The 17758-nt window shown below is 40.0% G+C and carries 16 protein-coding genes; 5 read left to right on the top strand and 11 right to left on the bottom strand.

Translation table 11 applies throughout. The features are described 5' to 3' along the window. The first annotated feature begins 131 nt into the window (after window positions 1–131). On the top strand, window positions 132–299 hold the full coding sequence (locus MPH60_RS17575) for a hypothetical protein (RefSeq protein ID WP_241591516.1): 168 nt from the start codon (window positions 132–134) through the stop codon (window positions 297–299). A 444-nt stretch (window positions 300–743) separates the two neighbouring features. Here the strand turns inward: MPH60_RS17575 and MPH60_RS17570 are convergent, their stop codons facing one another. The 5 genes from MPH60_RS17570 to MPH60_RS17550 all read right to left on the bottom strand — a co-directional run bounded on the left by MPH60_RS17570 (window position 744) and on the right by MPH60_RS17550 (window position 6555). After that, window positions 744–1913 carry a C40 family peptidase gene (locus MPH60_RS17570; protein WP_241591518.1) on the bottom strand — a complete coding sequence of 390 codons (1170 nt, stop codon included), beginning with the start codon at window positions 1911–1913 and terminating at the stop codon, window positions 744–746. Window positions 1914–2188: 275 nt separating this feature from the next. Further along, window positions 2189–3025, bottom strand: coding sequence for a TIGR03943 family putative permease subunit (locus MPH60_RS17565; protein ID WP_241591520.1), 837 nt, complete (start codon window positions 3023–3025; stop codon window positions 2189–2191). Between the two features lie 13 nt (window positions 3026–3038). Further along, window positions 3039–3917, bottom strand: a complete 879-nt coding sequence (locus MPH60_RS17560; protein ID WP_241591564.1) for a permease — start codon at window positions 3915–3917, stop codon at window positions 3039–3041. A 335-nt stretch (window positions 3918–4252) separates the two neighbouring features. Continuing rightward, window positions 4253–4870 (bottom strand): DNA-3-methyladenine glycosylase, encoded by a 618-nt coding sequence (locus MPH60_RS17555; protein ID WP_405390629.1) that lies wholly within the window; start codon window positions 4868–4870, stop codon window positions 4253–4255. A gap of 119 nt (window positions 4871–4989) precedes the next feature. Beyond that, the gene (locus tag MPH60_RS17550) at window positions 4990–6555 is read right to left on the bottom strand and encodes an MDR family MFS transporter (protein WP_241591524.1); all 1566 of its coding nucleotides are present in this window, start codon (window positions 6553–6555) and stop codon (window positions 4990–4992) included. A gap of 283 nt (window positions 6556–6838) precedes the next feature. Here MPH60_RS17550 and proC point away from each other — a divergent pair, with 283 nt between their 5' ends. Further along, window positions 6839–7645, top strand: coding sequence for a pyrroline-5-carboxylate reductase (gene proC, locus MPH60_RS17545; RefSeq protein ID WP_241591525.1), 807 nt, complete (start codon window positions 6839–6841; stop codon window positions 7643–7645). Between the two features lie 83 nt (window positions 7646–7728). Further along, a complete protein-coding gene (locus tag MPH60_RS17540) occupies window positions 7729–9096 on the top strand; it encodes an FAD-binding oxidoreductase (RefSeq protein WP_241591528.1) in 1368 nt (455 codons plus the stop codon). A 273-nt stretch (window positions 9097–9369) separates the two neighbouring features. Here the strand turns inward: MPH60_RS17540 and ald are convergent, their stop codons facing one another. The 6 genes from ald to MPH60_RS17510 all read right to left on the bottom strand — a co-directional run bounded on the left by ald (window position 9370) and on the right by MPH60_RS17510 (window position 15801). Beyond that, window positions 9370–10503, bottom strand: coding sequence for an alanine dehydrogenase (ald, locus tag MPH60_RS17535; protein ID WP_053533925.1), 1134 nt, complete (start codon window positions 10501–10503; stop codon window positions 9370–9372). Window positions 10504–10674: 171 nt separating this feature from the next. Next, the gene (locus MPH60_RS17530) at window positions 10675–11496 is read right to left on the bottom strand and encodes an EcsC family protein (protein ID WP_241591530.1); all 822 of its coding nucleotides are present in this window, start codon (window positions 11494–11496) and stop codon (window positions 10675–10677) included. A 49-nt stretch (window positions 11497–11545) separates the two neighbouring features. Next, entirely contained in the window at window positions 11546–12802 is a 1257-nt protein-coding gene (locus tag MPH60_RS17525) for a PucR family transcriptional regulator (protein ID WP_241591533.1), read from the bottom strand. Window positions 12803–12930: 128 nt separating this feature from the next. Beyond that, window positions 12931–13929, bottom strand: a complete 999-nt coding sequence (locus MPH60_RS17520) for an inorganic phosphate transporter (protein ID WP_241591535.1) — start codon at window positions 13927–13929, stop codon at window positions 12931–12933. A 15-nt stretch (window positions 13930–13944) separates the two neighbouring features. Further along, a complete protein-coding gene (locus MPH60_RS17515; protein WP_063235631.1) occupies window positions 13945–14565 on the bottom strand; it encodes a DUF47 domain-containing protein in 621 nt (206 codons plus the stop codon). Window positions 14566–14802: 237 nt separating this feature from the next. Continuing rightward, window positions 14803–15801 carry an inorganic phosphate transporter gene (locus MPH60_RS17510; RefSeq protein WP_241591537.1) on the bottom strand — a complete coding sequence of 333 codons (999 nt, stop codon included), beginning with the start codon at window positions 15799–15801 and terminating at the stop codon, window positions 14803–14805. A 395-nt stretch (window positions 15802–16196) separates the two neighbouring features. Between MPH60_RS17510 and MPH60_RS17505 the strand changes: the two genes are divergently transcribed. Then, window positions 16197–17027, top strand: a complete 831-nt coding sequence (locus MPH60_RS17505) for an aldo/keto reductase (protein WP_241591538.1) — start codon at window positions 16197–16199, stop codon at window positions 17025–17027. A gap of 472 nt (window positions 17028–17499) precedes the next feature. Continuing rightward, window positions 17500–17754, top strand: a complete 255-nt coding sequence (locus tag MPH60_RS17500) for a GlsB/YeaQ/YmgE family stress response membrane protein (RefSeq protein ID WP_170946860.1) — start codon at window positions 17500–17502, stop codon at window positions 17752–17754. Window positions 17755–17758 lie beyond the last annotated feature (4 nt).

Genomic DNA, 17758 nt, shown 5'->3' with positions numbered 1-17758 from the left:
GCGGTTAATAGAGTCGAATAAAGAAAATATCAATAATAACCAGATGTTCATAGATCGAATAGAAGAAAAAGTCCATAGAAAGCAAATGGAAATGCAGGAGAGACATTTAACAAAACGGGCAGGTGGAGAGAATGTTATTAAGAAGAGCCTGGTTATTACAACAAACGGTGGTCTATCATAGAAAAAAGAAGGATGAAATAGCCCAAAGAAAGGAAATATCCAGCTTGGAAGAAGTCCGTATCAATAAACATCTTAATTATGCGATTATGGAGATGCAAAGGTTAATGCGCCAGGTATGAGGAAAGAGGTAAGTATTGGTCTTATAAAATACTTTTAACTGGTGTGTTTATCATTGCTACGATTATCTTTTATAGATTTGGGTTTACAAGTGAAGGTTTAGTTTATTTTGTATGTCTTGCAATACTTTTAAGTGTGTTAAGTATTTTTAATCGTAAAAACAATTATATAAAAAAGACTTAATACTTTAACGAATGAAGAGTAAATACATTTTTTATAAATAGCAAACCACATTTGGATTATCCAGCGTGGGAAGAGCCCGTATCAGTAAACACCTTAATTAAGCGATTAGATTTGCATAGGTTAACGCGAGAGTTAGGATGGATTCAAAAAGAAGACATATCACCCCAGTTGGCGGCTATTTGACATTATGATACACAAAAAAGCGCGTTTGATCTTTTTATCAAAACACGCTTTTTGCTCTATATTGTGTACTGCCATCACAATTAATTAAGAACTCGGACTGCCTTCACAAAGCTAGGTCCCCAGTAAGAATTGTTAATGTTAGCGTAGGATACACCTTTAGATGTAGAAGCATTCAGCATTTGACCGTTACCGGCATAAATTCCTACATGGTTGATTACTCCATCATTATTGGTATCAAAAAATACTAAATCGCCTTTTTGAAGGGCTTTTGAAGATACAGCTGTACCAACGTGTGATTGTGCTACTGAATTTCGAGGCAAGGAAACACCTGCACTTTTGAATGCCCTTAATGTGAACGAAGAGCAATCAAATACGTCAGTGCGCGAAGTGCTTGCACCGTAAACATACTTGGCTCCCATGTATTTGGCGCCAGCTGCCAGAACTTGATCCGCTTTGGTCGATTTGGACGGTTTATTAATGGAAGATGCCGAGGCTTTCCCTGAAACACGGATGGTTTGGCCTATACGAATACGATCTGAATTAGAAATACTAGGGTTTATTTTAAGTAAGGCACTAAGGGAAAGGTTATATCTTTTAGCGATGGTTGATAAGGAATCCCCTAATTTAACCACATAAACGTCTGTTGTAATTTTATTATTATTATTATTATTATCGGGAGTGCTGGTAAGGGTATTAACCTTCAAGACCTGACCGGGAAAAATAAGGCTACCAGTCAAATGGTTTTTAGTCTTTAATTGTTGGACAGTCATATTGTTGACTCTTGCAATTTTGTCCAGGGTGTCCCCGGATTTGACTTTATATGTAGCGTTTGTTTTAGCCGTAGAGCTGGATGCAGGAGCTTGTCCGGAAACACGGATGGATTGGCCAATATAAATGCGATCCGAATTAGAAATGTTAGTGTTTAATTTAAGCAGGGCACTAAGTGAAAGGTTGTATCTTTTAGCAATTTTAGATAAAGTATCCCCCAGCTTAACCACATATTTTTCGGTTTTATCTATATTTTTAGTGTTAAGAGTATTAAATTTCAAGATTTGGCCGGGAAAAATAAGGTTACTAGTCAAATGGTTTTGAGATTTTAATTGTTGGACAGTTGTATGATTAGCTTTAGAGATTTTGTCAAGGGTGTCCCCTGATTTAACTTGATAAGAACCAGCATAAGCAGAAGTGCCGGCGATAAGGGTACCTATAATGGTTCCTGCAAGAATGAAAGAGTTTTTCGAATTGTTCATTTAGGAAAGTTCCTCCTGATGTGGTAAAAAAATATGTAGCATTTATATTATAAAGGTAAGGCATATAAAAAACATGACCCATTTGAATAAAATTCAACTTTTTCGTCATTTCTCAGTTATTTATCTGTAACATTGTATGGATTCAGGTGGAAGGGCAGTATCCTTAATATGCATAAAGAGATAACTAGGCTAGAAGAGATTTTTATAAATGGAAGTTTTGAGGTAATTAAAAAAAAAGGTAAGAATAATATCCTTACCTTTCCAAGATTAATTTTTTAATATTGTCTATAAACATAGGGATCGTCAGGTTCTGCGATTTTACTATGTGATGATACTTTGAGCAGGGGAATGGTTTTCTTGAATGGCTGATAATAAATGGATTCCAATTCTCCTGTCACGGAATACCACTCATCATTTTTTGGATGCATACCTTCAGGAAATTCGATTAGCATACCGAATACCCCTGAGTCTGCGACACAGTGAATGACTCCAAAGCGAAACAGGAAAACCTGGTTTTTGGCTAGCTCATCTGAATTGTACGAAAAACCGGTTAACGTAATTTGTTTGCCAGTGAATTTTCCAGGAGAGTAATAGATGGCTTCTAAGTCGTTTAGATAGTTTTCATCGGTTAAATGAAGACTATCACGTTCAACTAAGTCTTTGAGCGAGTCATCCATTAAAGTTAAATAGTCATCCTTGCCATAATAAAGACTAGTATCCGGCTGCAGAAATTGATGCTGGCTATAATCATCTGAGTCATCATACACCGGGAAATGAAATCCTTTTTTTTCTACGATATTCGAGTCCATAGTGGCAACAGGCAAAAAGAGACCGGTTAAAATGGGAATGACGTATAGGAAGTAAGTAAGGTTCTTTTTCCATTTCTTGTTTTCCTGGGAGTGATCATGTCCACACTGACAATCAACACATTCTTCTTGATTATCTTCTTTAAAATATAAGTAGGATCCCATTAACGTGAAAATAGCCAATATATAGATGGCAATCTGTGAAACATAAGAATATTCCATATTGATGTATTTCGATATATTCCCTGAGGCGTGTAAATGCATGAATAAAAAAGTAAGTCCAAGTAATATGAATAATCTTCCCATAAAAACACCCTCTTTAAGAAATAAACAATAAAGTCAGGCCTAAGACGGAAATGAATATATAGGCCATCAAGCATAAAACGAATTTTGTTTTGAAGGTACCTAAAAGCATGATTGTATTTTTAATATCAAACATGGCCCCAAATACAAGAAAAGCAACTAGTGAAGAGGGCGAGAAGGTACTTCTAAAAGAGCTTGCAACAAAGGCGTCCGCTTGAGAACACAAGGACATGACGTAGGACAAAGCCATCATGACTGCATTCCCTGATAGTTTTCCTTGCCCTATTTCAAGCAATAGGGATGTTTTCAAAAAGGTTTGAATGGCAGCTGCCAGCAGTGCACCAATGATTAAGTATTTTCCAACAGAAAAGAACTCCTCAATCGAGTGTTTAAACATACCCGTTATTTTGCCTTTAAATGTAAGCTTATGGTGATGGATATGTTCGATATGTTCGTGTTTAAGCTGATTTGTCTTGAATTGAAAAGACAGGATGCATGCAATGATCAGAACGACCGCGAATGCAATTCCGCCACGATAGAAAACCATGCTCCAGCTATTGCCAAACGCGATATAAGTGGAAAACAGGACGATTGGATTGAGAATGGGTGCAGAAAGCATAAAGGCGATGGCCGCTGAAAGAGGAACCCCTTTAGCAATCAAACGGCGGGTAATCGGGACGATCCCGCACTCGCAAGCAAGAAAAAAGACCCCTGCACCTATTGCCGATAGAACAGATAAGATCGGATTTTTTGGTATAATCTTTGCAATCATCTCTTCTGATACAAACATTTGGATGATTCCAGATATAAGGACTCCCAGTAAAATGAAGGGAAGGGATTCAATTAGGATACTAATAAAAATCGTATTCATTTGTAAAAGTGCCTGAACGTTCATCATAAACCACCTTCCATATTGCTGACTTAACTATAGTAGGTTTGTCATGGAAAGAAGTCAATTTAATATTACTGGGGTAATAGGCTGGAAGTTTAGTAGAGAGGGGAATTAAGGAAATTAGACTGTGGAATATTGAGGGGCCCATAAGGAACGAAGGTTACGTTGAGGTCATACTTGATTTCTGCCAAACCAATTATTAAAAGCTATGAGTGTCTGATGCTTCATTCACGACTTTTTAAAATTGGGGATGCTTACGGACATTGTAAAATCCCCTCAAAGTTGTGTAACATCCATAGGATTTACAGTGTTCAACATAGAGGGGATAAAATCATGGTTTATTTTTTCGGTACAGCTTTATTAATTAGGTTTTTACGCGATATAAACGGATTGTCGGTAACCCAGAAGCGCCAAGGGTAATCTTTTGCTACCCCGGAGTTGTCGATTCCGACGCGGGGGCCGCTGGATATGTGTTCAGGTTGTTTTCCGGCAGCTAGATATAGCGGGGAATCCGTAAAAGATCGACCATAATCATCCATGGTGATGCCCAGTGCCTTTGTGAGCTTCCCTGGTCCATCGGTCCATTTACGAATATCGGCAATTCCTCGTCTTTCATGCATTAACTCGAGCCCTGAATAGGGTTCAACCGCACGGATTAAAATGGCTTCCGGATTTTCAGGCCCGCCGCTTACGACATTGACCAGTGTATGTGTGTGCATGACGTATGTATAGATCAAACCGGAATTTCCAAACATCACTTCCGTCCGTTTTGTCCTTCTATTTCCAAAACTATGTGCGGCCCTGTCACCAGGTCCAATATAGGCCTCTGTTTCAACAATGAATCCAGAAGCGGTTCCTTCCGCTGTTTCTTTTACAATCAGGCAGCCAAGAAGGGACTTTGCCAGTTCAAGGGTGGGCTGCTGATAAAAATCCGCAGGTAAAATTGAATCTTTCATCTTGTTCATGGTATCACTCCATTTAGTCTCATACAGGTAAAATTCCCTTATCAATGAAAAAAAAACCTGAAGGCATTAAAAAGACCGGCTGATTATATCAGCCGGTCTCGAGTATATTTTTAGCCTAATTCCTTTTCCGTTTCTTGATCTTTTTTGATTCGGCCCGAACCCACGGAAAGTGCCACTAATATTCCCGCGGAAACAAAAAAGATACCGGTGATGAAAACACTGGAGAATGCATCGATCCAAGCATTTTCTATCGTTTTTACAAGGACATTGCTGATTTCTGCGGGCATTTTAAGGTTTTCAGGATAAAGCATGATGTTGAATAACGCATCCGTTTTGTCAGCTAATGCTTTCAGTGCCTCATGCAATATAGGGTCCTTTTGACTTACGACCGCATCATCCATATTTTGCTGGAGATTGTGATTCATGACAGCATTCAAAATCGTGATGCCCATCGTTCCTCCTATTGATCGGAAGAATGTCGAAGCCGCTGTAACCGACCCTAGCTGAGATTTTGGAAATTCATTTTGAACGGCAATCATCAATGTCGGCATGACAAGACCCATACCTATCCCAAGGATGGCCATGAATGAGTACGCAGTGAATATAGTCGTACTGCCGTCCATCATGCTCATTAGGAAAAAGCCAAGCGTCGCAAAGACCATCCCAAAGGTAAGCACGGTACGAAACCGGAATTTCAACAGTAACCGCCCGCCAATGATGCTGGAAAGAATCATACCGATCATCATCGGAGTCATGGTCGACCCCGCTTTTGTTGGTGAAACTCCCAATACGCCTTGCATGAACAGCGGGACGAACATGATTGCCCCGAACATGCCAAGGCCAAGCAAGAATCCCAAAATATTCGTGGTGGAAAAAACTCTATTTTTAAAAAGGGATAAATCAAGGATCGGTTCGACCGCTCTTCTTTCAAAAAAGATGAATAGGGCAATGAAGACAATGGTGCTGCCGAAAATCAAGAGAGATTCTAGTGATAACCATTCGAATTTATCACCACCGAAGGTCAAGCCAAGCAGTAACAGGACAATACCGGGGATCAAGGTAAAAATCCCTAGATAATCGATATTCACTTTCTCTGTTTTCCTTATGGCTTCATGTTTCAATCCTACATAAATCAAAATGGCAGATAATAAGCCCGTCGGTACATTGATCAAAAAGATCCAATGCCAGCTGATATGGTCAACGATCAGGCCGCCCAGAAAAGGGCCGATGACAGAACTTAAACCAAAAAGGGCTCCGAACACACCCTGCCATTTGGCTCTTTGTTCCGCAGAGAATATATCGCCGATTATCGTTTGGGATAAAGGCATGATCATCCCGCCGCCGATTCCCTGCAGACCCCTGTAGATGATCAATTGCTCCATCGAAGTGGCTGTGGCACATAAAAAAGATCCAATCGTAAATATGATCGTGCCAAGCAGATAAAGGGAACGCCTGCCATATAGATCTGATAGCTTTCCAACAATGGGTACAACAGTCGTTGAGGCTATTAAATAGGCAGTCGTTACCCATGCAAAGATGGTGAAACCATTCAATTCCCCGATAATTGTCGGCATGGCCGTACCGACGATCGTCTGTTCCAATGAACTGAAAAACATTCCAATAATCAATCCTGTTAAGACAAGCTTGGTATTGACCGCTTTTTTTTCCATTTGCATAGCATTTCTCCATTCCTATAACTGTATTCCTTATTCGTTTGTGACTAATAGGTCAAAATTATAAAACTCTAATGACCATTTAGTCAACATTTTTTTTTTTGCGGAAATCAATTGCATGACTTTATTGCGTAAAGGTGGATTTAAAGATACATCCATATCACTTAAGTAATTCGACCAGAAACCACCAAATCCTTCCTTATTAATATCTCCAACGTGTTTCCATTTATCATATCCGATATAATAAGAAGGAATATAGATGAACTTATGATTGGAAGTGTAAGATATGAATAAAAAAATAGGATTTATTGGATGCGGCAAAATGGGTGAGGCAATGCTTGAGGGCATGCTGCTTGCAGAGGTCCTTTCACCTGAAGGGATCATGGTCAGTACTGCGAGTGTGGAGACCAAAACTAAAATCACCGCGAAATATAAGGTTAAAGGTACTTTGGATAATAAAGAGGTTGCCGGTTTTGCCGACTTTCTCTTTCTAGGGATCCAGCCTGCCATGCATAAGCAAGTGCTTGAAGAAGTGAAGAATCATGTGAAAGAAGACGCTGTGATCATTACCATGGCAGCTGGGATCACTATATCTTTAGTTGAGAGCAGCTTCGGAAAAAAAGTGAAGGTTGTCCGGACGATGCCAAACACTCCTTCGCTTGTAGGTGAAGGCATGACAGCCATGAGCATTAATGATCAAATTACCGATGCTGATATTGAGGATGTGACTGCACTGCTGAATAGTTTCGGTAAAACGGAAATCCTGCATGAAGATTTGATGGACGCAGTACCGGCCATCAGCGGTTCGTCGCCTGCTTATGTATATATGTTCATCGAGGCGCTGGCTGATGGAGGAGTCCGTGACGGCATTCCACGAAAACAAGCATATCGAATGGCAGCACAAGCTGTAATGGGAGCCGCTAAAATGGTACTGGAAACGGAAAGACATCCTGCTGCTTTAAAGGATGATGTCTGCACGCCGGGCGGTTCAACGATAGCTGCCGTAGCGTCTTTAGAAGAAAATCAGCTTAGATCCAGCATTCTGCAAGCAATGAAGGCCTGCACGGATAAAACAAAAGGTTTCAGTAAATGAAGAAAGATGGATTGCCTATTAGCGGGCAATCCCGTCCGTTTGTCATTTTCAGAATGTTTGGTGAAAAAAGAGGGGGCTGCATAATGAATGGTTATATAGAAGAATTAAGGAAGATTCTGACGGAAGAACAAGTAACGGTGAATGAAACATTATTGGAGCAGCACAGCCATGATGAATCATATCACACTCCGCACCTACCGGATATGGTCATTTATCCAAGGGATGCTGCGGAAGTAAGCGATGTCATGCGTTATGCGAATGAGCATGAAATACCGGTCATTCCTTTTGGATTAGGTTCAAGTCTGGAGGGGCATGTCGTTCCAGTCAAAGGAGGGATTTCCTTGGATTTGTCCTTAATGAACCGAATATTGGAAATCAGGGAAAATGATTTCCTTGTGAAGGTCCAACCAGGTGTGACTAGGACGCAGCTCAATAAAGAATTAAAAAAATACGGTTTGTTCTTTTCGGTCGACCCTGGTGCCGATGCTACATTGGGAGGGATGGCAGCTACGAATGCAAGTGGGACGACCTCGGTCAAATATGGGATTATGCGTGATCAAGTCAGGGATATGGAAATAGTTTTAGCAAACGGTGAAGTGATTCATTCCGGAAGCTTAGCGTCAAAATCATCTTCAGGCATTCATTTGAATGGCTTGTTTGTAGGTTCTGAAGGTACGCTGGGTGTATTTACTGAACTGACATTAAAGGTGTATGGCATTCCTGAAGTCACAATGGCCGGGAGAGCCTCATTTCCTACCGTCGAACAGGCTGTATCTGCGGTTAATGGGATCATGCTTGCTGGTATTCCGATTGCACGAATTGAATTGGTTGATGCCGAATCCATAAAAAAAGTTAATCAATTCATGGACAAATCCTATGAAGTCAAACCAACTTTATTCCTCGAGTTTCATGGGAATTTTGCCGGACTGGAACAGGACGTCAAATTTGCCAAGGAAATCGTAAGTGATTTTGGCTGTGGGGATATCCAGTTTGAAAGCGATTCAAAAGCACGGAATGCCTTATGGGAAGCGCGTCATAATCTCGCGTACGCATTCATTCACAGCGCCCCGGGGAAGAAACTGATGGTGACCGACGTAAGTGTGCCCCTTCATGAATTATCGAATGCCATACTGGATACAAGGAAGAAAGTCGAACAATCCAAAGTGGAGGGGGCGATTGTAGGACATGTAGGTGACGGGAATTATCACGTATTGTTCATGATCGATTTGAAAAATCCTGAAGAAGTTAAAGAAGCGAAAAGGTTAAATGAAGAAATCGTCGAATATGCATTGACCAGAGGCGGTACATGTACGGGTGAACATGGGGTGGGCCTTGGAAAATCGAAGTATCAGCGAAGGGAGCATGGAGGGGCTTACGAAGTGATGAAAACGATCAAACAGGCATTGGATCCAAAAGGAATAATGAATCCCGGGAAGATCTTCATAGATTAAGAGGGATATTCTATTTTGATAGATTAGTAAATAACATCAACCGGGGAAAGGGCAGAGTAGTGGCCTATCCGGAAAAATCGTCCGTCCGAGCAGATAATTCAACCTAACTCTGCATAATTCGACCGATCGAGCAGAAAATCCGACCTATACCCAAATTATTCGACCGTTGTGTGAGGTAATCAGGCCTGATCCAGATACCGTATGAAGACATCATCGAGGTTCTCATCCAAAAAAAATAAGACTCCAGACAAGATTCTGGAGTCTTATTTTTTATTAAGCGTTAATGTTATTTGGGTTTAAGGCGTTTTCAACACTTACGTAGTTGTAGCCAAGATCTGTGGCAACTGCTTCGAACGTGATTTCACCGTTTGCCACATTTACGCCTTTTGCAAGGGCATCATTTTCAAGAATTGCTTTGATGGCACCTTTGTTTGCAATTTGAAGTGCAAATGGTACGGTTACGTTAGTTAAAGCAACTGTAGAAGTTTGAGGCACTGCTCCTGGCATATTCGCCACTGCATAATGCACTACTCCATGTTTAACATAAGTAGGGTTATCATGTGTTGTTATGTGGTCGACCGTTTCAAAGATACCGCCTTGGTCGATTGCAACATCGACAATGACTGAACCTGGAGACATCGACTTAACCATTTCTTCAGTAACGAGCTTAGGAGCTTTAGCACCTGGAATCAATACAGCACCGATAACCAAATCAGCATCTTTGACTGCTTCTGCAATATTATAAGGGTTGGAAATAAGTGTAGTCAGTTCATTTCCGAAAATATCATCAAGTTGACGAAGGCGGTCTGGGCTTAAGTCAAGAATGGTAACATCTGCGCCTAATCCAATAGCGATTTTAGCAGCATTCGTTCCAACCATGCCTCCGCCGATAACAGCGACTTTACCGCGTTTAACTCCAGGAACTCCGCTTAAGAGTATTCCTTTACCGCCGTTATTTTTTTCAAGGAACTGAGCACCGATTTGTGCAGCCATGCGTCCTGCAACTTCACTCATTGGTGTCAATAAAGGAAGTGTGCGGTTTACTGCAACTGTTTCATAAGCAATGGCCAAGACACCGCTTTCTTTTAGTGCTTGAGCTAGTGCCGGTTCTGCCGCAAGATGCAAATAGGTGAAAAGGATTAAATCTTTTCGGAAATATTTATATTCAGATGAGATAGGTTCCTTTACTTTCATGATCATTTCTGTGCTTGCCCAAACGCTTGCAGCGTCTTCGACTATTACAGCGCCAGCTTCTTGATATGCTTCATTTGTAAAACTGCTTCCTAGACCTGCGTTCATTTCGATTAATACTTCATGTCCTGCATTGACTAATGCTACGACCCCAGCTGGAGTGATAGCTACACGATTTTCATTGTTTTTAATCTCTTTTGGAATTCCTATTCTCATCTTAATCCCTCCAATAATATGTTTTACTATTTGTATCACAAGTATAGTTGGAAAAAGAAACAGTTAGTATGTGGAAATCAGAAAAATGAAAAAGGTGTATTTGTGGAATTCCACAAACGCAGTTTCAAAAAAGGTGGACTTGCCTGGATCAAAACCCAATTAAAGCTGAATTCAATTCTTCGCAATTGGTTCTTGAATGCGCTCTAGAATCCTTCTTTTCTTATAAAGCATGATTCCCGTATCGGCTATATCGGCAATCATGGAACGATTCGTAAGGGCGCCAAAAATAATTCCGGCAACAGGAACCATTTGCAAAAGCTTTTTCCAGCCAAACTGATCACGGTATGTATAAACGACTTCTCGCCATCCTTGCAGTTCTGATGCAATTTCCCTTTTTGATTGGGAATCAGTCTGGGTCATTTTCGACAATTCATTTAATAGAGCCTTTTTGCCGACAACATCCGATGTTGTGAATTGCAGGCATTTGACGATGAATATACGTTCTTGGCGGTCGCTAGGATTGAAGCCGTATGTGATGGCGATATCCTGAAGGGTTTTGATCGACATGCCAAGAAGAAGGGGGATGTCGATAGCCAAGGTGAAGATTCCGCCAATCCCGGTAGTGGCTCCTTGAACGGTTGCCAATTTGCTGCCTGAATTTTTAATATCCTGACTCACGCTATCCATGATATGGAGGGGTATGCTTGGAACATCTTCCAGGGCAGTAATATTCAGCTCGGGATTCTTGGCATGCAGCTGATTTAGAATATGAGCTTCTTTCGTTAAATACTTTCCGCCATTCTGAATGTAGCTGCCGATTTCATCAAGCATGACACCCAATTTTTTCTGAATGAAATCCGGTGTCAACTTATCCAATAGCTTGAAAGGGATCCGCCCAATCCGTTCCCAAAACCATAGTCCTTTCTGATCCTTCTCCCATTTTTCTATGATTGCTAATTCTTTTTCAAGTTCTTCTTTTGTTTCAAATTTCATAAGATCAACCTTTCCACACTTCTAGTATTCCATATCAGGGAATATATCATTAACTTTTCTTGAAGAATTCATCATATTGATTAAGTTTAATGTTAAGAAAGAGGGACATTTTTTGAATCGGGTCTTTTAACCGGATATTTCCCACTTCCGAGATTCTTTTTAATCGGTAATTCAATGTATTCACATGGATATGAAGGTTTCTTGAAGCTTCATTTGGGTTGCAATCTTTCTCTAGATAGACAGTTAGTGTTTGCAGCAATTCCGTCTGATTTTTCATGTCGTATGCTTTTAGCTTAAGGATGGAAGGATGAACACGACGCTGTTTGTTGCGTGCGAGTGATTCAATCATTTGAAACATTCCAAGTTCTTCGTAATGTAAAATGAGCTTCATGTCATCAGGGAATATATTTTTCATTTTTAGGGTGTATTGAGCTTCTTCGTAACTTAATTTAACATCCATTAAGTTTTTATACATATTGCCAGCCGTTCCAAGGATATGTTCAACTCCGAAACGCCGTTTCATTTCCAAAATGAAAAAAGGAATGAACTCATATATCGATGAAGTGAAAGAAGGGCTGTTTTCCTGGTCGGCTCCCGCGAAAAGAATGAGTTTGTTATGGTCAATGGCAAATAAGGAACTGTTTATCTTTTGAGTGGTCGTTAACATATATGAAATGTAGCGCTCCACTTCACGATTGATTTCTTTAGGAAATTCAAATACCAATATGGAAAAAACAACTGGAACATGGATGGAGAACTTCTTATAATTTTCAATTATTTCCGATTCTTCTTGGTAATGCCCGGTCAACATGCGCCAAAGGAACTCTTGATGACCGGCTTCTTTCCTTTTCTTTTTTAATTGTAATTGCTGTAACTGGTTCTTCGCTTCTTTGGCAGCGAATTGCAGAAATTTCATATCTTCTTCGGAGAAAGGTTCATTTACTTCCAAAGCCCAAATGAAACCAAGTACTTCATTATTTTTCCGGATGGAAACCGCAACCCTGTTACCGAGCCCGACATCATTGATGGCCCCGATTTTAATGGGGGCATCTTCTTTCAATAACGCAGGGATGAAGCCATCTTTCCATAAACTGTTGATGACCTTCTCAGGGACACGTCTTCCGATTATGGTCATGATACGAGCCTGATCCGTAGTATCATCGTGTGTGCTATATGCAAGTAAGCGATGGTTACCGTCCTCGATTGTAATGGGGCAACCTAAAACAGAACTGATTCTATCGGCAAACTCCATCATATCTCCATAAAGGTCTTTAAAAATATCTCTATTTTTTTCGAAATCCTTCATTATATTTTGCCCCTCGCTAAAAAAATTCCTTCTCCTTAAATTTTAAACGATTTCCTGTTAATAAGCATAGATAAATCCTTTGTCAAAACAGAAAATCCCTACCGATGGAAACCGGAAGGGATTTTATTTTAGAATAGGAAGTTAATTAAAAGATAAAGCAAACCTGCTAATGTTGCCGAGATGGGAATGGTAATGAACCAAGTGATGATCATTCTTTTTGCCGTTCCCCATTTTACGCCCTTGACACGATGAGCTGATCCAACCCCAAGGATTGAAGACGAAATAACATGGGTTGTACTGACTGGCATGTGTATTACAGTCGCACCGAAAATGATAAAGGCTCCGGTTAAATCTGCTGCAACACCATTAACCGGCCGGATTTTCATGATTTTGCCGCCAACGGTCTTAATGATCTTCCATCCGCCGACCGAAGTTCCAAGTCCCATTGCGAGCGCACAGGAGAACTGAACCCAGAAGGCGATATCGGTACTTGATGCATAACCATTTGCAATAAGGGCCATCGTGATGATACCCATTGCTTTTTGAGCGTCGTTCGTTCCGTGGGTATACGATTGAAGTGCTGCCGTAGCAATCTGTATAGTCCGGAATTTTTGGTTTGTTTTTGTCAGGTTATTGTTTTTAAAGACAACTTTAAAGATGCTGTATACGATAAACCCGATTGCAAAAGCAATTAGCGGGGAGAAGATCAAAGCTTGAAGAATTTTCAAGAATCCTCCCCAGTTAATTCCAGCGAATCCTGCTGCAGCAATCGCTGCACCAGCAATCGAACCAATCAATGCATGGGAGGAACTGCTTGGTATTCCGTAATACCATGTTAGAAGGTTCCATATGATGGCGGCAAGCAGAGCAGCCATAATTACATATGAACCATTCGGAAGCGTAAACGGATCCACGATATCCTTCGTTATGGTCTTTGCCACTCCAGTAAATGTCATGGCTCCGACGAAATTCATGACGGCTGCCATGATGATGGCATGCCTAGGCTTCAAGGCCTTTGTTGAAACAGCAGTCGCTATTGCATTGGCTGTATCATGAAAACCATTGATGAAGTCAAATGCTAAAGCAAAGAAAACGATTAATATTGTTATAATTAATAAAGTATCCATTTATTGGGGTACTCCTTAGGCGTTTTTCATTATGATTGTTTCAAGTGTATTGGCCACCGCTTGACAGTGATCGGCAATCTCTTCAAGGCTTTCGTAAATTTCTTTATATTGAATGATCCTGATTGGATCTTTTTCAACTGTAAACAAGTTTTTGATTGATTGACGTTGAATCCCGTCACAAACGGATTCAAGATCTTTAATTTTGATTGCATTTTCACGAATCATTGGCAATTTTTTAGTGGATAGTGTATCGACAGCATTTTCAATCTCATACGTACACTGTTTGATTGCATCCACAAACTTAAGCATATACTCATCTGCATTGACAATTGAGTACATTTCGAATAATGCTGCACAGTGTTCCAAACCGTCTATGACATCATCCATTCTCATGGTTAATTCAAGGATATCCTCCCGTTCAATAGGAGTGATGAAAGCATTGTTCAGCTCTTTGATCACATTATGAACCATTGAATCGCCTTTATGCTCATAGTCTTTCATCGTATCTGAAAATACTTTGAGATCGGAGATGTTCTTGAGTTTATAATCCGCGAAATAGTCAGCACCTTCTTTAAGGTTTTGAGCGATGTTAAAAAGCATTACCGCGAATTTGTCTTTTTTTGATTTAAAAGCCATGTTAAAGCCTCCCAATTAGTCATGCAGATTTACGCACTTTAGTCGTACGCTTAGTATTAACAAATTGATTGTAACGAATTCATGTAGTATCCGGGAAGGTTTTTCGACGAAAATTTACAAAATCTTAATAAAACTTTACATAAAAAAACAAGGAAAATTAAAAAAAGGGAAAAACCCTGCATTTATAAGGGGTATTTGTAAAAAAAAAGCCTTTCCGATATGGAAAGGCAAAAGGTTCTATAAAAATAATGCAAGTATATAGTAAATGATTCCAGCTAGAGAAGCGGAAATTGGCAATGTAATGAACCAAGTGACCAACATGTTTTTTGCGGTTCCCCATTTTACCCCTTTGATGCGGTGTGCAGAACCGACTCCAAGTATTGAAGAAGAAATGACATGAGTCGTGCTGACAGGCATATGCAGGAAGGTTGCACCGAAAATGATCCCTGCACCAGTCATATCGGCAGCAACGCCATTCACTGGCCGGATTTTCATGATTTTCCCGCCAACTGTTTTGATGATCTTCCAACCTCCGATAGATGTACCAAGCGCCATGGCAATTGCACAGGATAATTGTACCCAGAAAGGAACCTCAGAGGTGGAGGCATATCCGTTAGCGATCAAAGCCATCGTGATGATACCCATGGATTTTTGAGCATCATTCGTTCCATGTGTATAAGACTGGATGGCCGCCGTGAGAATTTGTATTCTCCGGAATCGCTTATTCGTTTTTCCTAAATTATTATTTTTGAATACTACCTTGAAAATACTGTATACAATGAATCCAAGCGTAAAGGCCAGGATGGGAGATAGAATCAAGGCTTGTACAATTTTAGTGAATCCACTCCATTTAATCGCATCGAATCCACTAGCCACGATGGCAGCTCCCGCTATTGAACCAATGATCGCATGGGAGGAACTGCTTGGAATGCCAAAGTACCAAGTGATTAAATTCCATATTATGGCCGAAATTAGTGCGGCAAGGATCACATAAGTACCATTGTTCAATGTGAAAGGATCAACGATATCCTTCGTAATGGTATGCGCAACACCGGTAAAGGTCAGTGCCCCTAATAAATTCATGACCGCAGCCATGATGATTGCATGACGTGGTTTAAGCGCCTTGGTTGATACTGCTGTAGCGATGGCGTTAGCCGTATCATGGAAACCATTGATAAAGTCAAAGACCAAAGCAAAAATAATAATTAGGACTGTTAAAATGAGTATGCTATTCATACATGGAGGACTCCCTTGATTTCAAGTGTAAAGTGTATATGGATTTCGGCCAATGAATGGGCGCAAAACAGTTTGCAACTCCTCAATATTTAGGATGGGAGTTTTACGTTTGATTATTCTATAAAAGCTGACACCTACTTTTTTAATTGGTTTTAAGTCGAACTATTCAATTGTAACGAATTTCATATCTATAAGGATAGATGTTTCGTCATTTTTTTACAAAATATTTAACTTTGTGAATGATTAAAAAGATAAAATGCTCCCTTTGATATATGCAAATGGTATTTAAGGGGGTCTTTTCGCTTAAGAGGCTCTATAAATCCCGAGGCTTATGGTTAGAAATAGAAGGTGGAGGGATGTATAATTGGTAAATAAAAGTAAGGGGGAATGATGGAATGATTTCAAATATTGGGGAAACGATCACCTTACATAATGGAGTTAAAATGCCACAGTTGGGTTTTGGTGTATTTAAAGTGAAAAACGGCAATGAAACGGTTGAGTCGGTCAAGAAAGCGATCGAAGTTGGATATCGTGCGATCGATACGGCGGCCATTTATGAAAATGAAGAAGGTGTTGGTCAGGCGATTCGTGAATGCGGCGTGCCTCGTGAGGAATTGTTCATTACATCTAAAGTGTGGAATACAGAGCAAGGATACGAAACGACGCTCCAGGCATTTGATGATAGTTTAAATCGCCTTGGCTTGGAATACTTGGATTTATACTTGATCCACTGGCCTGGAAAAGATAAATATCTGGAAACCTGGAGGGCTTTGGAAAAGCTTTATAAGGATGGTAAGGTGAAATCAATCGGTGTAAGTAATTTCCATGTTCATCATTTGGAAAATTTACTTGCAAACAGTGAAGTGAAGCCGGTCGTCAATCAAATTGAATTGCATCCACTTTTGACCCAAGTCGAAATACGTGAATACTGTGCAAAACATGAAATAAAGGTAGAATCTTGGAGCCCGCTAGGAAGAGGGAACCTATTGGAAGAACCGACAATTAACCATATAGCGAAGAAGCATGGGAAAAGTTCAGCGCAAGTGTTGATTAGATGGCATCTGCAACATGATCTAGTTGTAATACCTAAGTCGATTACGCCGTCCCGTATCGAAGAAAATGCACAGGTATTTGACTTTTCATTAAGCCTGAATGAAATGAATCAAATAGATGCCTTGAACAAAAATGAGCGGTTTGGCAGCAATCCCGATGAACTTTTGTTCTGAGAATGCTGCAAATAATAGAAGGGTGTCCCGATAATGGGGGCATCCTTTTTCTTTTTCCTTTATGAACATAATTGAGACAGTTACTGCTTATACTAACAATGTGACAAAGTTAAGCCTATGGTATACCCGTTTAATATGTCTTATAATCCTGTTTTCGTTGCCAAATATTTTTAAAAAAAATTAGGTTTTAGATTATTTAAACGGGGAAAATAATGAGTACAGCGGCAAACAAAAAGAAAAAAATCACTAACATGAGAATTGTCCTATCAGTTACTCAAGGGCTATAGCTAGCTAACTTTACCCAATAACTAAAGCATTCACATTCATTAGATATCGTGCTAATCGGCATCATACCATTTGAATGTAAAAGTTAAAATAACTGAAAAATGGCATGACAATATGGAAGTGATTTGATTTCTTGGAGTCTGCTGCAGAAATGAAAAAATAACTAATTTGAAGGAGGAAATATATTATGGGATTTTTATGGTCATTAATTATCGGAGGTATCATTGGTTGGTTAGCAGGTATGATCGTTGGACGTGACGTACCATTTGGAATTATCGGTAACATTATCGCTGGATTTGTTGGTGCATGGTTAGGTTCATTAATTCTTGGGAACTGGGGACCTTCAGTAGCAGATTTCGCTATAATTCCAGCATTGATTGGTGCAATCGTATTTGTCTTCATCTTAAGCCTTATCTTAAAAGGCATGAGAAAAGCTTCATAAATAC

This window comes from Peribacillus sp. Aquil_B1 (assembly GCF_022603275.1).
Classification (GTDB): domain Bacteria; phylum Bacillota; class Bacilli; order Bacillales; family DSM-1321; genus Peribacillus.
Note: the sequence above shows the minus strand (reverse complement) of the source record. Positions and strands in the feature narration are given on the sequence as shown.